At 53.3% G+C, this 18,723-nt stretch carries 19 protein-coding genes; 7 read left to right on the forward strand and 12 right to left on the reverse strand.

Annotated features, from left to right (window positions below; genetic code table 11):
• Window positions 1–568: 568 nt before the first annotated feature.
• Window positions 569–1,978, forward strand: a complete 1,410-nt coding sequence (locus FH755_RS04895) for a PhoH family protein (RefSeq protein WP_292439210.1) — start codon at window positions 569–571, stop codon at window positions 1,976–1,978.
• Window positions 1,979–2,166: 188 nt separating this feature from the next.
• The gene (locus FH755_RS04900; RefSeq protein ID WP_292439212.1) at window positions 2,167–2,784 is read left to right on the forward strand and encodes a PilZ domain-containing protein; all 618 of its coding nucleotides are present in this window, start codon (window positions 2,167–2,169) and stop codon (window positions 2,782–2,784) included.
• A 20-nt stretch (window positions 2,785–2,804) separates the two neighbouring features.
• Here FH755_RS04900 and FH755_RS04905 read toward each other — a convergent pair whose 3' ends face one another.
• Window positions 2,805–5,981 carry an efflux RND transporter permease subunit gene (locus FH755_RS04905; protein ID WP_292439213.1) on the reverse strand — a complete coding sequence of 1,059 codons (3,177 nt, stop codon included), beginning with the start codon at window positions 5,979–5,981 and terminating at the stop codon, window positions 2,805–2,807.
• A 3-nt stretch (window positions 5,982–5,984) separates the two neighbouring features.
• Window positions 5,985–7,061 carry an efflux RND transporter periplasmic adaptor subunit gene (locus FH755_RS04910; RefSeq protein ID WP_292439214.1) on the reverse strand — a complete coding sequence of 359 codons (1,077 nt, stop codon included), beginning with the start codon at window positions 7,059–7,061 and terminating at the stop codon, window positions 5,985–5,987.
• A 103-nt stretch (window positions 7,062–7,164) separates the two neighbouring features.
• On the opposite strand from FH755_RS04910, the gene FH755_RS04915 reads away from it, so the two are divergent.
• The gene (locus FH755_RS04915; RefSeq protein ID WP_292439216.1) at window positions 7,165–7,821 is read left to right on the forward strand and encodes a glutathione S-transferase; all 657 of its coding nucleotides are present in this window, start codon (window positions 7,165–7,167) and stop codon (window positions 7,819–7,821) included.
• On the opposite strand, the gene FH755_RS04920 is transcribed toward FH755_RS04915, so the two are convergent.
• From FH755_RS04920 to bioB, 6 genes are read right to left on the reverse strand one after another with little or no spacing between them, the layout of a single operon-like run.
• Window positions 7,818–8,498 carry a transglutaminase-like cysteine peptidase gene (locus FH755_RS04920; RefSeq protein ID WP_292439218.1) on the reverse strand — a complete coding sequence of 227 codons (681 nt, stop codon included), beginning with the start codon at window positions 8,496–8,498 and terminating at the stop codon, window positions 7,818–7,820. The genes FH755_RS04915 and FH755_RS04920 overlap by 4 nt on opposite strands.
• 5 nt (window positions 8,499–8,503) lie before the next feature.
• Entirely contained in the window at window positions 8,504–9,169 is a 666-nt protein-coding gene (gene bioD, locus FH755_RS04925) for a dethiobiotin synthase (RefSeq protein WP_292439220.1), read from the reverse strand.
• Entirely contained in the window at window positions 9,166–10,062 is an 897-nt protein-coding gene (gene bioC / locus FH755_RS04930; RefSeq protein ID WP_292439221.1) for a malonyl-ACP O-methyltransferase BioC, read from the reverse strand. The genes bioD and bioC overlap by 4 nt, the downstream gene beginning before the upstream one ends.
• On the reverse strand, window positions 10,055–10,816 hold the full coding sequence (bioH, locus tag FH755_RS04935; RefSeq protein WP_292439223.1) for a pimeloyl-ACP methyl ester esterase BioH: 762 nt from the start codon (window positions 10,814–10,816) through the stop codon (window positions 10,055–10,057). The genes bioC and bioH overlap by 8 nt, the downstream gene beginning before the upstream one ends.
• Window positions 10,806–11,981 carry an 8-amino-7-oxononanoate synthase gene (gene bioF, locus FH755_RS04940; RefSeq protein ID WP_292439224.1) on the reverse strand — a complete coding sequence of 392 codons (1,176 nt, stop codon included), beginning with the start codon at window positions 11,979–11,981 and terminating at the stop codon, window positions 10,806–10,808. The genes bioH and bioF overlap by 11 nt, the downstream gene beginning before the upstream one ends.
• A 9-nt stretch (window positions 11,982–11,990) precedes the next feature.
• Window positions 11,991–13,001, reverse strand: coding sequence for a biotin synthase BioB (bioB, locus tag FH755_RS04945; protein ID WP_292439226.1), 1,011 nt, complete (start codon window positions 12,999–13,001; stop codon window positions 11,991–11,993).
• Between the two features lie 43 nt (window positions 13,002–13,044).
• On the opposite strand from bioB, the gene FH755_RS04950 reads away from it, so the two are divergent.
• From FH755_RS04950 to FH755_RS04965, 4 genes are all read left to right on the forward strand, one after another.
• Window positions 13,045–13,758: a ComF family protein gene (locus tag FH755_RS04950; RefSeq protein WP_292439227.1), complete on the forward strand. Its 714-nt coding sequence runs from the start codon at window positions 13,045–13,047 to the stop codon at window positions 13,756–13,758.
• 33 nt (window positions 13,759–13,791) lie between these two features.
• Window positions 13,792–14,856, forward strand: a complete 1,065-nt coding sequence (locus FH755_RS04955) for a DUF484 family protein (RefSeq protein WP_292439229.1) — start codon at window positions 13,792–13,794, stop codon at window positions 14,854–14,856.
• Window positions 14,856–15,284, forward strand: a complete 429-nt coding sequence (locus tag FH755_RS04960) for a potassium channel family protein (protein ID WP_292439230.1) — start codon at window positions 14,856–14,858, stop codon at window positions 15,282–15,284. The genes FH755_RS04955 and FH755_RS04960 overlap by 1 nt, the downstream gene beginning before the upstream one ends.
• Window positions 15,285–15,363: 79 nt before the next feature.
• A complete protein-coding gene (locus FH755_RS04965) occupies window positions 15,364–15,948 on the forward strand; it encodes a hypothetical protein (RefSeq protein ID WP_292439231.1) in 585 nt (194 codons plus the stop codon).
• Between the two features lie 5 nt (window positions 15,949–15,953).
• Here FH755_RS04965 and FH755_RS04970 read toward each other — a convergent pair whose 3' ends face one another.
• The 4 genes from FH755_RS04970 to FH755_RS04985 are packed head-to-tail and all read right to left on the reverse strand — an operon-like array spanning window position 15,954 to window position 18,709.
• Entirely contained in the window at window positions 15,954–16,775 is an 822-nt protein-coding gene (locus FH755_RS04970) for a thermonuclease family protein (protein ID WP_292439233.1), read from the reverse strand.
• 18 nt (window positions 16,776–16,793) lie between these two features.
• Window positions 16,794–17,297, reverse strand: a complete 504-nt coding sequence (locus FH755_RS04975; RefSeq protein ID WP_292439234.1) for a hypothetical protein — start codon at window positions 17,295–17,297, stop codon at window positions 16,794–16,796.
• Complete coding sequence (gene ubiA / locus FH755_RS04980; RefSeq protein ID WP_292439235.1) at window positions 17,297–18,169, reverse strand: 4-hydroxybenzoate octaprenyltransferase; 873 nt, start codon at window positions 18,167–18,169, stop codon at window positions 17,297–17,299. Before ubiA ends, FH755_RS04975 begins: the two co-directional genes overlap by 1 nt.
• Window positions 18,170–18,709, reverse strand: a complete 540-nt coding sequence (locus FH755_RS04985) for a chorismate lyase (protein ID WP_292439236.1) — start codon at window positions 18,707–18,709, stop codon at window positions 18,170–18,172.
• Window positions 18,710–18,723 lie beyond the last annotated feature (14 nt).

Genomic DNA, 18,723 nt, shown 5'->3' on the forward strand with positions numbered 1-18,723 from the left:
ATTACCTCATTTTTTCGAGTTGCAGTCTCAGGGTCAGATGTCATCACGTGTTTCAGCTTGAATATAAAACTGTGCAGCTCAGACTATGAGGATTTACAGGGGCTCACAAGCGTTCACAGTGATAGTCAGGAAAGCTTCCCGGCTCCTTGATTTTCCGCAGTCTATATCTGCCAGGGGCTGATGAGAAAAGACAACAGAAATTTTTCAGAGGGCCGTCAAACCAGTCTTCAACTCGCGTCATATCAGTATTCAGCGGTCAGGTATTTTGATTTCAGAACACGCTGGACTGAAGCCGCACTCAGACCACCCTGTCAGAAAAAACTTTTGAGGATTGATAGTTGGATGTAACGGCCTGGATCATGGGCTTTGCTGCCACATCAAGTATGCCGCTTTTACAAAGCGGCGGGAGGGATTTTTTATATTAACACTATTTACAGACTTGTGAACTGAGTTCCAGCCACTCACAACACACCATTAACCAGGCAACGATAATTGCCCTTTGCAAGCCTCATTTCTTTGATCATAATCAAGACAGGCTCCACCTGATCAACAAGAGGACTTCTTGCAGATGATTAAAAGACCCGCCGCCGGCAGACGCCTGTTCATTCTGGACACCAATGTGCTGATGCACGATCCGACTGCCATCTACCGCTTTGACGAACATGATATTTACCTGCCGATGGTTGTGCTGGAAGAGCTGGACCGTGGCAAGAAGGGCTTATCCGAAGTTTCGCGTAACGTCCGTCAGGTCAGCCGCTTTCTTGATGAACTCCTGTTGCAGGCGGAAGACAGTGATGCGATAAGCCAGGGCATTCCTCTGCCCAGCGTAGATAACAGTGATAACCATCAGGCCAGCGGCCGGCTGTTTTTCCAGACCACCCAGATGCAGCGCGAGATCCCCAAAGAACTGCCCAGCCATCAGGGTGATAATGCCATCCTCAGTGTCGCCGTCGCTTTGCAGCAAACCGTGACCGATGCCACGGTGATCCTGGTTTCCAAGGATATTAACCTTCGGATTAAAGCCACCGTACTTGGCATCTGCGCCGAGGATTATTACAACGATAAAGTACTCGATGATGTGGATCTGCTCTATCGCGGCGCCGCAGAATTACCTGCCGATTTCTGGGACGATTTAAACCGGCTGGAATCCTGGACCGCCGAGGGCCAGACTTTTTATCAGGTCGAAGGCGAGATCGTCAAAGACTGGCATCCCAACCAGCTGATTTTTTCACCCGGTGATTCCAATAGTATCGAAGCCGTGGTTCGCTCGGTGAGTGAAAACAATGCCGATATTCAACTGGTTCATGACTACCGTAAGGAAAATCATGCCGTGTGGGGCATTACTGCCCGCAACCGGGAACAGAATTTTGCCCTCAACCTGTTGATGGATACCGATATTGATTTTGTCACCCTGCTGGGTCAGGCAGGTACCGGTAAAACGCTGCTGACCCTGGCTGCAGCACTGACCCAGACTATTGAGCATAAACGCTACAGCGAAATCATCATGACGCGGGTCACGGTGCCGGTCGGCGAGGATATCGGCTTTTTACCGGGTACCGAGGAAGAAAAAATGACGCCCTGGATGGGCGCCCTGATGGACAATCTGGAAGTGCTCAATAAAACCGAAGGCGGTGAATGGGGTCGTCAGGCGACCAATGACTTATTGCAGCGCTGGATCAAAATCCGCTCACTCAACTTTATGCGCGGCAGGACCTTCCTCAATCGTTTCATCATTATTGATGAAGCGCAGAATCTGACCTCGAAACAGATGAAAACCCTGATCACCCGTGCCGGCCCCGGCACCAAAATTGTCTGTCTCGGTAATATCGCGCAGATCGATACGCCCTACTTGAGTGAAACCACGTCCGGTCTGACTTATGTTGTCGATCACTTCAAATACTGGGAGCACAGTGGTCATATCACACTGATGCGCGGCGAGCGCTCTCGGCTGGCAGACTTTGCTTCGGAACATCTTTAAACGCGGGAAGAGTCTGTTAAGCACCAGATTATTCAGGGAATATGTCAACCCCCTTCCATGTCCGGCCTTATTGTAACAAAGCTGGCAAAGCCGGCTGAAAATGATATAAAGGGTATATTGACTCCATTATGAGTTAAAAAAAGATAATTATTATAAAACCGTGCAAGACGGGTTGGATTTGGATGAATATGATGCAATACGCTGGTTCCGATAGACGGGAATTCTTCCGCATCAATGACACGGTCGTTGTTGATTACAAAGTCATACAAAGAGAGAATGTTGCCAATGTGGCTCGTCGTATCGCGCAGTCTACAGACGATGACGAAGGCAATGAAAAAGCACAGTTACGCGCAATTCAAAACGCTTTCAGTCATCTGGTTGATCAAATCAATCATCATGACCGTGAAATCGCCCGGGCTTTGCGCATGCTCGACGATAAAATCAATCTGGTTTCCCAGAGTATCCAGCGCTACCACAACCCTGTGAGCCCGGACGACTTGACCGAAGCTAACCTCAGTGGTGGGGGCATTGCCTTTATGGTGGCGGAGCCGGTCGAAATTCGCGGCCATGTTGAGCTGCATCTTCAGTTATTACCGACCGCCAATACCGTGCATGCTCTGGCCACTGTCGTTTCCTGTGAGAAGATTTTATCGGCACCACCTGAAAAGCCCTATCATCTGCGTATGGCTTTCACTCATATGGATGAGCAGGACCGCAACCAACTGGTCAAACATACCCTGAACCGCCAGGCCGAAATGCTGCGCGGCGGTTTACCCAGTGAAGGGATGAGCCTGCGCGAGTTTTAATCCGGCTTTGCAGCGGGTTATCAGTTCTTTATGCTCTGGCCTTTGATATAGCTGTAATACAGCAGTGGAATCACGACTAGTGTTAAAGCTGTAGACACCAGAATACCGAATAGCAGCGCCACAGCCAGACCGTTAAATATCGGATCATCCAGAATAAACAAAGCGCCCAGCATGGCAGCCAGTGCCGTCAGGGCGATGGGTTTAGCCCGCACTGATGCCGCCTGAATTACGGCCTTTTCTGCCGGCATCCCCGCAGCCATCGCTTCACGAATAAAATCCACCAGCAGAATTGAATTACGCACAATAATGCCCGCCATCGCGATCATGCCAATCATCGATGTCGCCGTGAATTCCGCTCCCATCATGGCATGCCCCGGCATCACACCGATAAGGGTGAGCGGAATCGGCACCATAATGATTAATGGCAGTAAATAGGACCGGAACTGGGCCACAATCAGAATATAGATCAGAATGATGCCGACACCATAGGCCAGCCCCATATCACGGAAGGTTTCATAGGTAATCTGCCATTCACCATCCCACTTGATGCTGTCATTGATGGCCAGCGACGGCGCTGACAATAAATGTTGTTCAATGCCCTGCGGCTGCAGACGTTGATAAATTCCGAACATGCCGTACAGGGGACTATCCACGCTGCCTGCCATATCGGCAGTTACAAATACCACGGGTTGCAGATCTTTATGATAAATCGTCTGCTGATGGTCTGTGTCGATGACCTTAACCACCTCGCCCAGGCTAATCAGCTCACCATCACGGTTGCTGAGCTTAAAATTCAGCAAGGCCTCCAGGTTGCGTTTTTCTGCGACCGGCAGCGTCAGTCGTAAAGGTACCGCGTATTTCACTGCCGAGTTATGCAGATAGCCGACATCCTCACCCTCCAGCGCCAGTTTGATAGCCTGCACGATTTGTTGCTGTGACAGGCCATAATGCGCAGCCTTATTTCTATCGATATCAATCAGCTTGCGTGGCGCTGCCGCTTCAACACTGGTATCGATATCAACCACGCCCTCCACTGCGCTGAATTCCTGTTCAATGGTTTTGGCCCGCTTTAACTGAGACTGATAATCAAGTCCATAGATTTCGGCCACAATAGGCGACTGCACAGGGGGCCCCGGTGGCACTTCAACCAGCTTCAGATTGGCCTGCCATGTTGCGGCGATCGCCTGCAACGGCGCTCGCAGGCTCAGGGCAATCTCATGGCTGCTGCGTTCGCGCAGGGATTTATGACGGAAATTCACCTGCACATCCGCCATATGCCAGTCTTTCCGCAGATAGTACTGACGAACCAACCCATTGAAATTAATCGGTGAAGCACTGCCGATATAAGCCTGATAGTCGGTCACTTCCGGCACTTGCTGCAGATAGGCAGTCAGTTCCCTGACCGCAGCTGCCGTGGTTTCCAGCGGCGTCCCCTCGGGCATATCCACCACCAGTTGCAGTTCTGATTTGTTGTCAAATGGCAGCATTTTCAGCACAACCAGCCTAGCAGCCGCCAGCCCTACTGAAAGCACAATCAACACGACCAGGCCCAGCCAGAGCAGACGCCGGTATGTCTTAGCACGTGGTGAGGTCACGAAGGGTGATAGCAACCGATGAAAAAATCCATTGTCGCCGCGCTGGTGTACCTCCGGCTGCTGGCGACTGTGAGCAAGCAACCTGAGCACCATCCACGGGGTGATGATATAGGCCACCAGCAGTGACAACAGCATACCGATACTGGCATTAATCGGTATCGGGCTCATATAGGGCCCCATCAGTCCCGAAACAAAGGCCATCGGCAGCAAAGCTGCGATGACGGCAAAAGTCGCCAGTATCGTCGGCTGCCCTACCTCATCGACGGCCAGCGGGATGGCTTCACGCAAAGACTGCGCGCCCTGTTGTAGGTGACGGTGGATATTCTCGACCACGACAATCGCATCATCGACCAGAATGCCAATCGAGAAAATCAGGGCAAACAATGACACGCGGTTCAGGGTAAAACCCCAGGCCCAGGAAGCAAACAGCATTAACAGCAGCGTGATAATCACGGCGACACCGACAATGATTGCTTCACGCCAACCCAGCGCCATCAAAACCAGTGCCACCACGGCAATGGTGACAAAGATGAGTTTGTGAATCAGCGTGTCTGCCTTGTCATTGGCGGTTTCACCGTAGTTGCGGGTCACCGTCACATTCAGCGCACCGGGTACGATGACACCGCGCAGCGCCTCGACCTGCATCAGCACATCCTGTGCAATATCAGCAGCGTTGTGGCCAGGCTGTTTGGCTATGGCGATCGTCACCGCGTCATATTCCCCGCTTGTCTCGATGCCTTTATCAACGCCCGCGGGCCCGACACCCAGCCAGACATAACGTTCCGGTTGTTCCGGTCCCTGAATCAGGGTCGCGACATCACTTAAATAAACCGGTTTACCGCCATGCAGGCCGATGATCAATTCGTTTAAACTGGCCGCACTGAAAATAAACTGGCCAGCCTGGACGGAAGTAGCCTGGTTCTGCTGAACCACTGTGCCAGCCTCGGCAGACTGGTTGCTTGCTGCCAGTGCTTCGGCAAGACCGGCCGGATCAATCTGATAGGCTGCCAGCTTGACCGGATCCAGTTCAATACGGACCACACTGTCCGGTCCGCCGATTGTATAAATGTCCCGTGTTCCGGCGATTCGCTTCAGCTCTGCTTCCAGCGCATGTGCGACCTGTTTGAGCTGATAGGCATCCTGTTTGTCTTCACGCCATAAAGTTAAAGTCAGGATCGGCACATCGTCGATGCCCTTGGGTTTGATAATCGGCTGCGAGACGCCCAGCTGCGCCGGCAGCCAGTCACTGTTGGAGTAGATTTTGTTATACAGGCGGACGATCGCTTCGGTGCGTGGTTCACCCACTTCAAACTGTGCCGTCAACACGGCCATGCCCGGTCTGGATACCGAATAGACATGGTCCAAGCCCGCAATTTCACTGATAACCTGTTCCGCCGGCGTGGCAATCAGTCGCTCAACTTCTTCAGCACTGGCCCCCGGATAGGCGATGAAGATATTGGCAAAGGTCACGTCAATCTGAGGTTCTTCCTCACGCGGCGTCACCAGAATGGCGAATAAGCCGAGCAAAACCGCAAGCAGTGCGATCAGAGGTGTGAGTGCATTATCCTGAAAAAAAGCGGCGATCCGTCCCGACAGGCCCATCTTTTATTGTCCTTCGCTCTGTTTCATTACCTTAAGTGCCAGCACAGGATCAGTGATCACCCTCTCTCCCGCTGTGAGACCAGCCAGAATCTCCATATCACCTGAAGCCAGGCTTCGGCCTGGCCGGACCTGACGAAAGTGAACAGTAGCCTCTTTCAACAGATAAACACCTGCAGTCTCGCCGCGCTGAACAACGGCGCTGGCAGGCACCAGCAATAATGTCTCGTCCGCACCCTGCAGCGTCACTTTGACACTACTGCCCGGATACAGATTATTGACTTGTTCATCCAGCTGGATGCGTAAAGTGAAACTATGGCTGGCACTATCCGCCTGCGGCACCAGTGTGGTTTCACCCGCTGTCAGCTTGTTGCCGTCTGTTGTTTTGATCTCACTGATCCTGGCCGGTAGCAAGCGATTCAGCAAACGCTGTGGAATCTGAATCACGACACGAAGAGACTCAAGCGACAGGCCGGACATTAACAACTGACCGGGACTGGCCATTTCCCCGACTTCAATCCATCGCTGAGTCACTATTCCGGCATAAGGGGCGCGTACCACGGTGTAGGATAAAGCGACTTGCGCTTCGGCCACCTCGGCCTCTCTTGCTTTGATTTGTGCCGCCAGTACGTTAACACGGGCATTAGCCGCCGCTTTATCGGCCTCGGCTTTATCCAGTGCAGCGCGTGTCACCTGTTTGCGGGCGAATAAATCCGCAATCCTGCCGGCTTCAGACAGGGCCTCCTTTTGCCTGGCAAGCGCTTCCTGATACTGTGCCTTTTCAGCCAGCAAGTTGGCTTCGGCACGCATCAGCCGGGTTTTAATTTCATCATCCCGGAAACGCAGAATGACCTCATCTTTGGCTACACGGTCATTAACATCTACATTGAGTTCAACCACTTCTGCCGCAATACGCGATGAGACCGTCGCCTGGTTCACCGCTTCCACAACACCGTCAAACTCATACTGTGCGGGCAGCGTTTTCTGAGCCACTCTGGCCGTAGGCAAAGGCTCAGCGATGCTTAGCTGTGCTGTCAAAAATAAGCAGAGCGCAATAAGCCTGGAGTGTTGGCTGAGTTTCATTATCAGTCCCTGTGTTTAACACCATATATTAGTGTTTACTAATTTATAGTTATTCCGCTGCTTTGTCTATACTGGCCAGCTTTAAGCAATAGTAATGAGTTAAATGACAGATAAGGCCTTACCCACGCTATACAGCTTCCGCCGTTGTCCTTACGCCATGCGTGCCCGACTCGCGCTTGCCGAGAGTGGCGTGAAATGCGAGCTGCGTGAAGTGGTGCTGAAGGATAAGCCTGAGCAACTGCTTACACTCTCGCCCAAGGGGACGGTGCCGGTTCTTGTGACAGCTGAGGGACAGGTGATTGATGAAAGTATCGACATCGCTTTCTGGGCGCTGACACAGCACGATCCGGATAACTGGTATCAGTCACTCAGCAGCGAACAGCATGAAACGATGCTGGCCCTGATTGAAAACAACGACGGCGAATTCAAATATTTTCTGGACCGCTATAAATACGCTGATCGCTATCCCGAACACAGTCAACGTTATTACCGCGAGCAGGGCGAGAAAACCCTGACCCGGCTGGAGCAGCTTCTGACAGAAAATGGCTGTTTATTGCGGGAATACTGGACTTTGGCTGATATCGCGCTGTTGCCGTTTATCCGCCAGTTCGCTTTTGTCGATAAAGCCTGGTTTGATACGTCAGCTTACCCCCGCGTTCAAGCCTGGCTGGCAGACTTTCTTGAGAGTGATTTATTCCGTACGGTGATGCCCAAATATCCACAGTGGCATGAAGGTGACGAGCCGGTGTTATTTCCCTAGGGGCAGCGTGTTCTGGCCTCTGATGCCGGCAGGTCGTAATACTGGTAACGGCAGATCATGGTCTCAGTATCAGCGGCTTCCACATCCATGCTTTTGAGCAGGCTCTGCCAAAGACTGATGCGCTCGGCATTGTCGACAAAATGACTGTCGTGATTGCGTTTATTCAGCCAGAGACCGGCAGCGTTAAAGCTGTAGACGGGATAGAGATCATCACGCTGGCTCGCCGGCTGGATATGGGTATTGAGATTATCCAGTACCAGTGGCACGGCTTTCGGTGATTCGTAGTAGCTCACCACCATATGTGCCTGATTGAGTTGCAGGGCTTTGACATAGGTCAGACGCAACTTGTCTTCATCCATGCCCATACCGGTCAGAGTGAAATACTTGGCCAGTGAAAAATCCTCACAGTCACCGCCGCCACTGACGATTGTCTGCAGTGGCGTGGCCCAGTAGTCCTGCTGTTTCCAGTGCTTGATATCATCAACAAACACCAGCTGATTCACGAAATCGTTGGCCGCCTCCAGACGACGCTGATCGGACCAGTGCTGGCCATTGGCGATCAACTGATTCCAGCTTGCGACGCGGGCCTCAATCTCTGGGCTGATGCCAGTGTCTATCCTGGGAGATGAAGAGCAACCGGCCAGTAAAGCCAGTATCAAAACGACCAGCCATTTCATTGTGTTCAACCCTCCTGACAGAGGTACTCAGCGGCGGATTGGCCCTCAGCAAGTCTTGGCACCACTCCCAGGCAGGGAGCGGCAATATGCTGTTTCAATGTCTCTATAATTTCTGCTGATTCACCCTGCTCGTCAAGATGATTGGCCACCCAGCCGGCTATTTTAAGACCACGTTGCTGAATCGATTCAACACTGAGCAGGGCATGGTTGATACAGCCGAGCTTGATTGCGACCACCAGCACCACCGGTAAATCCAGCGCCACAGCCAGATCAGCCATGGTTTCGGTCTGGTTGAGGGGCACCAGCCAGCCGCCGGCGCCTTCCACCACCACGGCATCACTCACCGCCTTAATACGTTCAAACTGTTGTTTAATATCGCTAATCGAGACTTCCGTGTTGACCCGCCCGGCGGCGATATGTGGCGCGATGGCAGGTTCAAAGGCATAAGGGTTGATAAGGGAATAAGGCAGTGACACATTGCTCTGCGCAATCATTGCCAGCGCATCTTCATTCTGCCATTGTCCCTCTATCCAGTGACAGCCACTGGCGACCGGTTTCATGCCGGCAACACTGACCCCCTGATGCCGCAATAAACCCATCAGGCCGGTGGAAATACGGGTTTTGCCGACTTCGGTATCAGTGCCGGTGACAAACACATGCTTGGGAATCATCGACGTTGAATCTCACTCAGGGGAATATGCACACTGCCATCAGCGGCGGGCCGCTGACCCGCCTGCTGCAGCTTCCAGCCATGGCCATAGACCACTTCATAACTGGCCGGGATCAGTCCTTCAATGCGGAAGTTTTCATACTCGGCTATAACCTGTCGCATCAGGTTTTTACCGGTCAGACCACGGCGACGGCCTTGATTGACATTACGCGCCCCCAGAATTTTGAGATCACGCATCATTGCCATCGGTGTTGGGTACGTCAGCACATAGGGTTCGATATCCAGGACGCAATCAGCCAAACCGCTGGCCGTCATCGCATCGCCGACATCATGGATATCGTAAAATACGTTCACATGCGGGTAAGTATCCACCGCCGCCCAGGCCTGCCTCAGTTCGGTCAGCGTATCCGGTCCCAGCGAGCTGTACAGCAGTAGCCCGTCGGGACGCAGCACCCGCTGAATTTCATGAAAACTCACCGACGGTTCACACCATTGCAGAGCCAGATTGGCGAAGACCAGATCGACGCTGTTATCGGCAAGCGGGATCGACTCGGCGTCACCGGCCAGCAGTTGCAGTTTCTGGCCGCTGCCTGGCAGCCAGCGCTTGAGGCCCAGATCCTGCCGATAGCGTTTGCGGGCCTGTTGCAGCATATCGGTGGCAATATCCATTGCCAGCAAGCTGGCCTCCGGGTAACGCTTTTGCAGCAGGGACAGATTCCGGCCGGTGCCGACGCCGAGATCCAGAATCGACTGCGGCTGAATCTTCATCAGACTGAGGCGATCCAGTAATTCATCTGCGGTCTGCCGTTGCAGGATCGCCACATCATCATATTTCGTGGCGGCGGCCGCAAAGGAACGGGCCACTTTGGATTTGTCGGGACGATATTCAACCATCAATAAACTGTTCTATCTGTTGCTGACATTGCGCAGCCTGGGCTATAAACGGAGCGTGACCGAGGCCATCGAGCAGCACAACCTGCAGCGCCGGATTCAATTGTCGGGCGTAGTCGGGCATCTCTGCCGGAATTAGGGTATCGCGCGTTCCCAGCAGCATTTGAACCGGGCAATTCAATGCCGCCAGTGCTTCACGCATATCCAGTTGAAGCAGACAATCCAGGCCCGCATGCAGTGCCTCTGAATCAGGCGAGTGCTGCCATGCCAGACGCTCGCTCAACTCACGAATCGTGGCGCGGCTTTTGTCCGCCCCCTTGGCCTGCAGCATCAGAAAACGCTGCAGGGTCTGCTTTTGATCGACATCCAGACTGACTGCAAAATTCTCAAACACCTCGCTCTGCATTGCACAGGGCCAGTCTTTGTCCCGAACAAAGCGCGGCGTTGCCGCCATCAGGCTCAGTTTGCTGACCCGGGCGGGATAATGCTGGGCAAAAGCGAGACTCAGTAAACCACCCAGTGACCAGCCCAGCCAGACCGCTTTTTGCGGCAGCTTGTCCGCCAATGCCGGTAGCAGATTATCCAATTCAAAAGCCTGTTTGTGCCAGTCGCTCTGGCCATGCCCCGGCAGATCGACCAGATGCAGGGTAAATCGCTCAGACAGGCGGGCAGCAAGTTCGTGCCAGACACCGCTGTGCATGCTCCAGCCGTGCAGCAGAACGAGATCCGGACCACCGCCGCACTGTTCAATATGCACCGCTCTGCTCCAGTGCGCTCAGTAGCTGGTTCACATCCTGCTCGCTGTGCGCGGCAGAAAAAGTAATACGCAGCCTGGCCGTCTTTTTCGGCACGGTGGGCGGACGAATCACGCCGACCAGAATGCCGGCCTGTTCCAGATTTTTACCCACGGCCAGCGCTTTTTTATCATCACCGATAACGACCGGCTGGATCGGGGTCGCTGAAGGCATCAAATTGAGTCCCAACTGCTCGGCACCGCGCCTGAATTGCTGAATCAATGCCTGTAGATGCGAACGGCGCCAGTCTTCCTGCTCCACCAGCTTCAGGCTGGCCAGCGTCGCCGCAGCCACCGCGGGCGGCTGTGCAGTGGTATAGACATAGCTGCGGGCCTCCTGGATCAATGTCTCGATCACGGTTTCATCCGCCGCAACAAAAGACCCACCGGTACCGAAAGCTTTGCCGAGGGTGCCGACCTGAATCGGTGCGGCATCCGGTGCAATATCAAAATGCGAGACCGTACCGCGACCGCCTTTCCCAATCACGCCAAATCCGTGCGCATCGTCAATCAATACGGCGGCGCGGTGCTGACTGGCCTGCGCCATAATCTCCGGCAATGGTGCAAGATCGCCATCCATGCTGAACACACCGTCTGACACAATCAGCCGGTGTCTGGCCGTGGCCGCGTTGTGCAGACGCTTATGCAACAATGCCATATCAGCATGGGGATAGCGCAGTTGATCGGCCTCGGACAGGCGGCCGCCATCAAGCAGAGAAGCATGGTTGAGTTTGTCCTGAATCACGGCATCACCGCGCCCCAGCAAACCATCAATCACGCCGAGATTGGCCATGTAACCGGTAGAGAACAGCAGCACACGGGGCTGGCCGGTAAAGTCAGCCAGTGCCTCTTCAAGGGCCTGATGATAATAGCTGTGACCGGTCAGCAGGTGTGCAGCACCGCTACCGACACCTTCCTTATCCACGGCCTGTTTGAAGGCCAGTTTCAGATCAGGATGGGCAGCGAGACCAAGATAATCGTTACTGCAGAAAGACAGCATGGCTTTGCCATCAACACGGACATTGACGCCTTGATCGCCCAGACGCAGTCGGGGTTGGCGGTAACGACCTGCCGCTTTGCGGTCGGCTAAAGCGGCGGTTAATTCATGATGCCAGGGGAGCTGCGACACTCTTGGTTATCAGGCCGCCGAACACTGTTTGTTTTCGGCTTTATCGTCACCAACCCACGGAGTAATGCCCAGACGTTTGAACAGTTGCTGATCGTGGTGGGTATCCGGGTTATCGGTGGTCAGCAGTTTCTCGCCGTAGAAAATCGAATTGGCACCAGCCAGGAAGCACATGGCCTGCATTTCATCGCTCATATTTTCACGACCGGCTGACAGACGGACGAAAGATTTCGGCATCATGATACGGGCCACAGCAATCGTGCGCACGAATTCCAGCGCGTCCAAATTATCCGTGCCGTTCAACGGCGTGCCTTCGACCTGAACCAGCAGATTAATCGGCACACTTTGCGGCTGGGTCGGCAGATTCGCCAGGCTAATCAACAGACCGGCACGATCGGTGCGGGTTTCGCCCATGCCGACAATACCACCACTACAGACATTAATGCCGGCATCGCGGACATGGCTGAGGGTGTTGAGACGGTCTTCATAGGTACGGGTGGAAATAATTTCGCCATAAAACTCGGGCGAAGTATCAAGGTTGTGGTTGTAGTAATCGAGACCGGCATCTTTCAGGCGTTTGGCCTGGTGCTCTTCCAGCATGCCCAGGGTCACACAGGTTTCCAGGCCCAGACTTTTCACCCCTTCAACCATATCTGCAACACGTTCCAGGTCGCGGTCTTTCAGGTTACGCCAGGCGGCGCCCATACAGAAACGGCTGGCACCGGCGTCTTTGGCTTCATTCGCCGATTTCATCACTTCTTCCAGCGGCATCAAAGGCTCGGCCTTGACCGCAGAAGGATGGTGGGCACTTTGCGGGCAGTAGCCGCAGTCTTCGGCACAGCCACCGGTTTTGATGCTGAGCAGCGTGCTGATTTGTATCGCATTGGCATCAAAATGCTCACGGTGAACGGTTTGAGCTTGATAGAGCAGATCGTTGAAAGGCAAAGCGAACAGGGCTTCGACCTCTTCCTGCTCCCAGTCTTGACGAATCGTCGCTTGGGTTTCTGCTACATTCTCAGGCATGATGACTCTTCACTGATTTAAAGGATTAAATTGGGTGACGGTCATGGCTTTATTCAGCGCTTTGACACATCAATCCGGGAAATTATACAGGAAACTGTTTCCAATACCTTGTTTGCTCTGTGGCCTGCCGGGTCTGCAAGGTCCGCTTTGTCGGGCGTGCACAGCCGAATTGCCGCTGCTGGGTCCGGCATGCCAGCGCTGTGCCATGCCACTGGAATCTGCGCAAATCTGCGGTCGCTGTCTGCAACATCCGCCGGTCGCTGAACATTGTCTCAGTCTCTATCGTTACCAGGCCGGCATCAAACGCTGCATTACCAGTTTCAAGTTTCATCAGCAACTGCAGTTTGCTGACTTTTTTGCAGCGCAGATGTCTCACCTGCTGGCGCCGCGCAAGCAACTTCCAGACTGCCTGATTCCGATCCCTTTACATCCTTTGCGTCTGCGTCAGCGTGGCTTTAATCAGGCGCAAGAGATCGCCCGCAGACTGGCAAACAGCCTGGATCTCAGCTGCCAGCCCGAGTTGCTGCAACGGATCAGATACACCCGTTCCCAGAGTCAGCTGTCTTTCAAACAGCGGCACCATAATGTTCGACAGGCTTTTCAATGTCCCGATAAAGCCATACCGGCCCATATCGCTATTATTGATGATGTCATGACCTCAGGTCATACCACTGCAGAAGCCGCCAAAGTCCTACAGAAAAACGGCGCAGACACTATCGAAGTGTGGACAATTGCACGCGCAATAAGCCATTATTAACGCTAGACAAAATACCGCTCATAAGGCGTCTGGATGCACGATATCGCCACCTTACAAGCTCGATTGGATGAATTGCTTCGTATCGCCAAAAGTAATGAGCGGAAACAGGAGAACTTCCAGCAATATGAACTGGCTTTACTCAACAGCACCAGTCTGCATGAGCTGTTGAGCATTATCCTGGATCAACACAAAGATCGCTTTCAGCTCACTGAAGTCACACTGATGCTGTATGACCCCGAATATGAAATCCAGCGGCTGGTGGAGTCCAAAATTTCGCCCAATGCCTGGACCGGACGACTCATATTCAGTGACTCGGCGCATCTGGTTAATCAACACTTCAGTCCGCAGCGAAAGCCACGCCTGCTCAAATATTCACCGCATCAGCATGCCTACCTGTTTCCGGCGCAGGATGATTTGGGCTCAGTCGCCCTGCTGCCCCTGGTGCGTCAGAATCACCTGTTCGGCTGTCTTAACCTGGGGAGCCGTAATTCGTCCCGCTTTCAGGGCCAGATCGGTACCCTGTTTCTGGAACATCTCGCTGCCGTCGTCTCAGCCTGTATCGAAAACGCACGTCTGCATGAGCATATCAAGCTGGTCGGTTTGCGTGATGCCCTGACCGGCATTAATAACCGCCGTTTTTTTGATCAGCGCCTCAGCGAGGAAGTCAGCCGGGCGCAGCGTTCCGGTTCGCCCTTATCCTGTCTGTTTATTGACCTGGACCATTTCAAACGGGTCAATGATCAGCATGGACACCAGGCCGGTGATGCGGTGCTCAAGCAGGTCTCAAAACTATTGTCTGACCGGTTACGGCAGACCGACGTGCTGGCACGTTATGGTGGTGAAGAGTTTATTATTCTGCTGGCCGATACCGCACAGGAAGATGCTGCACTGATCGCCGAGCAGATCCGCGACCGTGTCGCCAAGGCTCAGTTTGCGATTCCCTCGGGCAAGGCGCTCAGCGTTACCCTGTCGATTGGCGTCGCCACGATGCAGGTGCCGGGCTCAATTAAAGACAGCAGACAGTTGATCGCGATGGCGGATCAGGCCGTCTATGCCGCTAAATTGTCTGGCCGTAACCGCGTCAAGCAGGCCCGCTGATGCTACTGGCCACATTTATCATCAACACCGTTATCGTTGTCGCGACAGTGCTGATCCATTATGAAACCCTGTATATGCTGGCTAAAAAGCTGCCCTCGGTGAAAGTCATTCACCGCTACCGGGTTTTACTGGCAGTCATGGCCATCATGCTGGCCCATGTGGTGGAGATCTGGCTGTTTGCTATCGGCTATTACATCATGATTCATACCGGTGACTTCGGCACGCTCAGCGGTAATATCGATTTAAGCCTGCTAGATTGCAGCTATTTTTCTTTCACCACGTTCACCACACTGGGGTATGGTGATATTGAGCCCAGTGGTTATCTGCGCTTTCTTACCGGCCTGGAATCACTGACCGGGCTGGTAATGATTACCTGGTCAGCCTCATTTGTCTTCCTGGAGATGCAGAAGTACTGGCCGAAACGCTAGGGCTTGTTGCTCCTTCATCCCCGCATCTGTTGTGACTGAAAAAGCGTCAAACAAGCCCTAACTCCGAGAGGTGACTGTCATGAACGGCAGAATCGACCAACTCCTGCAGCAAATCCGCCAACTGGAAGAAGAGCTGAAAGCCGAACTGAACCAGCGTAGTCAGGTCATCGGCTTTACTATCCGTGGCCGCAGGGTCGAGTTCGAGCGCTCCATCAAGCAGGCCCATAAGCGCCTCAAGCTCAGCGTCTGGCGCTGGCTGGGTATTCGCCCCGTTAATCTCGTCACGATGCCGATTATTTACGCGATGATCATCCCTCTCATCGCGATAGATTTCCTGGTAAGTTGCTACCAGTACAGTTGCTTTCCCATTTACCGCATCAGGCTGGTTAAACGCCGGGACTATATTGTGTTTGACCGCCATCAGCTCGGTTACCTGAATATCTTCGAGCGCTGGCACTGTCTGTACTGTTCATATGCTAACGGCGTGGTGGCCTATATCCGCGAAATTCTGGCCCGCACTGAACAGTATTTCTGTCCGATCAAACATGCCCGCAAAGTGCTTGGCACTCATGAACGCTATCAGTATTTTATGGAATATGCCGATGCTGAGCATTATCATCGGCAACTGCAGCAGTACCGGGATAAACTCGCCAGAGGAGAATAAAGGACTCAGCGCGTAACCATCGCTGAAGGATGCTGCACAATCATGAAGTGCTGATCGCCCTGTCTGCGCAACCAGCCCCGCACTTCGACCGGCTGATCCAGATAGGCTGACAGCGGCGGAAAGCCGGCCTGCAGGGACTTGGCGATCTTGATAACAAAATGTTCAGAGACAATCAGATTGATATATTTGCGACTTTCGCCAATATGTTTCGGCGTGACCTGCCAGCGCTGCCAGCCATGATAACTGCGACCGGGCACTAAATCAGCCAGCGTCTTAGGCTGAAATGCCGGCCTTTGCCAGATTCCGCGATTGGCTTTTTCTGCCTGCTGCTGAGCCTGAATCAGCTTCGAGCTGTATCGAAGATTAGGCGGTGTCAGAGTGAGCATTGCCAGGCCTTCTCTGAGCAGCCTGGCATTCAGGTATTCACCGGAATCCAGAAAGACATGGGCCAACTGTCGCTGATATTTATCCAGCTGCTCTGCATCATATTCCAGACAGACATCGGGGGTTCGCAGTGTTTTCCGCAGCCAGTCTCGCGCCGCCTCACCACCGGCTTCCGCCCGTGTATAGCGGCTCTCCACTTCCGGCGTATTGATCCCAATCAGTCTGATTCTGTCACCGCTTTCCAATACCAGCGTATCGCCGTCAATCACATGCCTGATTCTGACTTTATAGCGATAAGGGGCGGTGTTGAGCTCGACAGGCTCTGCGCCGATCGACGTTTTGTCGCTGAAGCGGGTATTGCCGAAACGATCTTCACTGCGATAAATATCTGCCTGTAAACTGCCGGCAAGCAGCAACAAGACAATGGCACTCCCTGTGTGCATCCTCTCTCCCTGATTAGTTTATTCGCAGGCGGTTAACAGCCTGTCGAGCATTTCCTGCTGCGACGCAACCTGCCTGCGACAATCGGCGACTAACTGCTTAAGCATGGTGGCGACAGCATCAAAACTGTCACTGTGCTGGCTGGCATGGGCCGCTTCCACTGCACAGCAAATCGCCAGGTATTCTCCTTTTTTCACTGATTGCGGCATCTCTGACAAAGTCATTGTCAGTTTTTTTATCAGACGCTGTACCTGAGTCCAGTTTTCTGCCTCCAGCATAACTGTCAGCAGACGATGGGCCTGTTGCAGATCCTGATTAATGTTTTGGCCCAGTTCCTGAATGCCCTGGGTCAGCACCCTAAAGGCATCGCCCTCACTACCGGCTCTGGCCGCGGCACTGACCGCATTGGACGACAATAAATGCATCTGCCGCAATAAGGGCTGCATCGCTGACAATTGCTGTTCCAGCGACGCCAACTCGGGTTTGAGTTTTATCAGCCGGTTTTGATCAAGCTGACCAGTCATCAGTCCGCCCAGAACAGGTAATGCAGTACCAGACTCAGAAAAATCACCATCCCCACCCAGTTATTATTGAGAAAAGCCCGCAGACAGGCTTTGGGTTCACGATGGTGGCTCAGATACTGCTGGTAGATAAACAGGCCGGCGGCTACTGCAATTCCAAGATAATAAATAAGGCTTAGCTGCAGCTGCTGCCCGATCAAAACCATCACTATCAAGTAAGCAAACTGCAGAATGCCCTGAATCACCAAATCATCATCGCCGAACAGAATCGCCGTCGACTTGATGCCGACTTTCAGATCGTCCTCACGATCGGCCATCGCGTAAAACGTGTCATAGACCGTAGTCCAGATAATATTGGCCATAAACAGCAGCCAGGCAATCACCGGCACAGTCCCGGTCTGGGCGGTAAAAGCCATCGGTATCGCCCAGCCAAAAGCCATACCCAGATAAATCTGCGGCAGGTAGGTATAACGCTTCATAAAGGGATAAGTCGCTGCCAGCAACACCGCGACCAGCGACATGAAAATAGTCATGGTATTGAGCAATAACACCAGCCCAAACGCGGCGAGTGCCAGTAAAGTGAAGACTATCACCGCATCACGGGCCTGTAACTCGCCGGTGGCCAGGGGTCTGCCCTCAGTCCGCCAGACTTCGCCATCCACCTTGCGATCAGCAAAATCATTAATCGCACAGCCGGCACTGCGCATGATAATCACGCCCAGGATAAATACCGTCAGCACCAATAAATCCGGCATGCCTTCGGCTGCAATCCACAGGGCGCTCAGCGTCGGCCACATCAGCAGCAAAATGCCAATCGGCCGGTCCAGGCGCATCAATCGCAGATAAGGCTGCAAACCGTTATATTCAGAGTTCACTCAATCACTCCACTTAGCTGACGGCAGAAAGATTTCATTGACTAGCATGCCCTTATCATCCAGATAAAAACAGGAACGGCGTGCCCACAATGCGTCAGGCAACTGCGTCAAATGCCGGGTCGCCATTTTAAACAGACTATCCTGTGGTTGCAGACAAGCGACTTCGATCTCTCCGCGCTGTAGCGACGGATCATTAAACAGCATCTGTCCCAGCGAGCGGTTACCCAGGGTTTCAAAACGGGCCTGCATTGCCTGATAGGTACGCTTTGGCACCATGGTACGGGCATAAACCTCGGCTTTGTCGCCATCCAGCAGATAAACTTCGCGGCAGAACATCCGTTGTCCCAGCGGCTGTCCCAGCAACAACGATTCATCTGCCAATGGCCGCTGCCAACCGCTTTGCAGCAGTTTGACTGAAAACCCCTGTTCACAGGCCCGGGTTAACTGTCGGGTCAGCGAGCCGTTGTCTGTCAGCCAGCCCCGCAGTGCGGGCGGCAGAGATTGAACAAGCGGCGGCTGCCAGTGGGTTCGGAAATTCATCAACGGTCCATTCA

It is taken from the genome of Methylophaga sp., from assembly GCF_009711715.1.
Classification (GTDB): domain Bacteria; phylum Pseudomonadota; class Gammaproteobacteria; order Nitrosococcales; family Methylophagaceae; genus Methylophaga.

Excerpts from the sequence above, each read along its gene's own strand:
- FH755_RS04895 (WP_292439210.1), top strand. The coding sequence starts at position 569 with ATGATTAAAAGACCCGCCGCCGGCAGACGCCTGTTCATTCTGGACACC.
- FH755_RS04900 (WP_292439212.1), top strand. The coding sequence starts at position 2,167 with ATGATGCAATACGCTGGTTCCGATAGACGGGAATTCTTCCGCATCAAT.
- FH755_RS04905 (WP_292439213.1), bottom strand. The coding sequence starts at position 5,981 with ATGGGCCTGTCGGGACGGATCGCCGCTTTTTTTCAGGATAATGCACTC.
- FH755_RS04910 (WP_292439214.1), bottom strand. The coding sequence starts at position 7,061 with ATGAAACTCAGCCAACACTCCAGGCTTATTGCGCTCTGCTTATTTTTG.
- FH755_RS04915 (WP_292439216.1), top strand. The coding sequence starts at position 7,165 with ATGACAGATAAGGCCTTACCCACGCTATACAGCTTCCGCCGTTGTCCT.
- FH755_RS04920 (WP_292439218.1), bottom strand. The coding sequence starts at position 8,498 with ATGAAATGGCTGGTCGTTTTGATACTGGCTTTACTGGCCGGTTGCTCT.
- bioD (WP_292439220.1), bottom strand. The coding sequence starts at position 9,169 with ATGATTCCCAAGCATGTGTTTGTCACCGGCACTGATACCGAAGTCGGC.
- bioC (WP_292439221.1), bottom strand. The coding sequence starts at position 10,062 with ATGGTTGAATATCGTCCCGACAAATCCAAAGTGGCCCGTTCCTTTGCG.
- bioB (WP_292439226.1), bottom strand. The coding sequence starts at position 13,001 with ATGCCTGAGAATGTAGCAGAAACCCAAGCGACGATTCGTCAAGACTGG.
- FH755_RS04950 (WP_292439227.1), top strand. The coding sequence starts at position 13,045 with ATGGCTTTATTCAGCGCTTTGACACATCAATCCGGGAAATTATACAGG.
- FH755_RS04955 (WP_292439229.1), top strand. The coding sequence starts at position 13,792 with ATGCACGATATCGCCACCTTACAAGCTCGATTGGATGAATTGCTTCGT.
- FH755_RS04960 (WP_292439230.1), top strand. The coding sequence starts at position 14,856 with ATGCTACTGGCCACATTTATCATCAACACCGTTATCGTTGTCGCGACA.
- FH755_RS04965 (WP_292439231.1), top strand. The coding sequence starts at position 15,364 with ATGAACGGCAGAATCGACCAACTCCTGCAGCAAATCCGCCAACTGGAA.
- FH755_RS04970 (WP_292439233.1), bottom strand. The coding sequence starts at position 16,775 with ATGCACACAGGGAGTGCCATTGTCTTGTTGCTGCTTGCCGGCAGTTTA.
- FH755_RS04975 (WP_292439234.1), bottom strand. The coding sequence starts at position 17,297 with ATGACTGGTCAGCTTGATCAAAACCGGCTGATAAAACTCAAACCCGAG.
- FH755_RS04985 (WP_292439236.1), bottom strand. The coding sequence starts at position 18,709 with ATGAATTTCCGAACCCACTGGCAGCCGCCGCTTGTTCAATCTCTGCCG.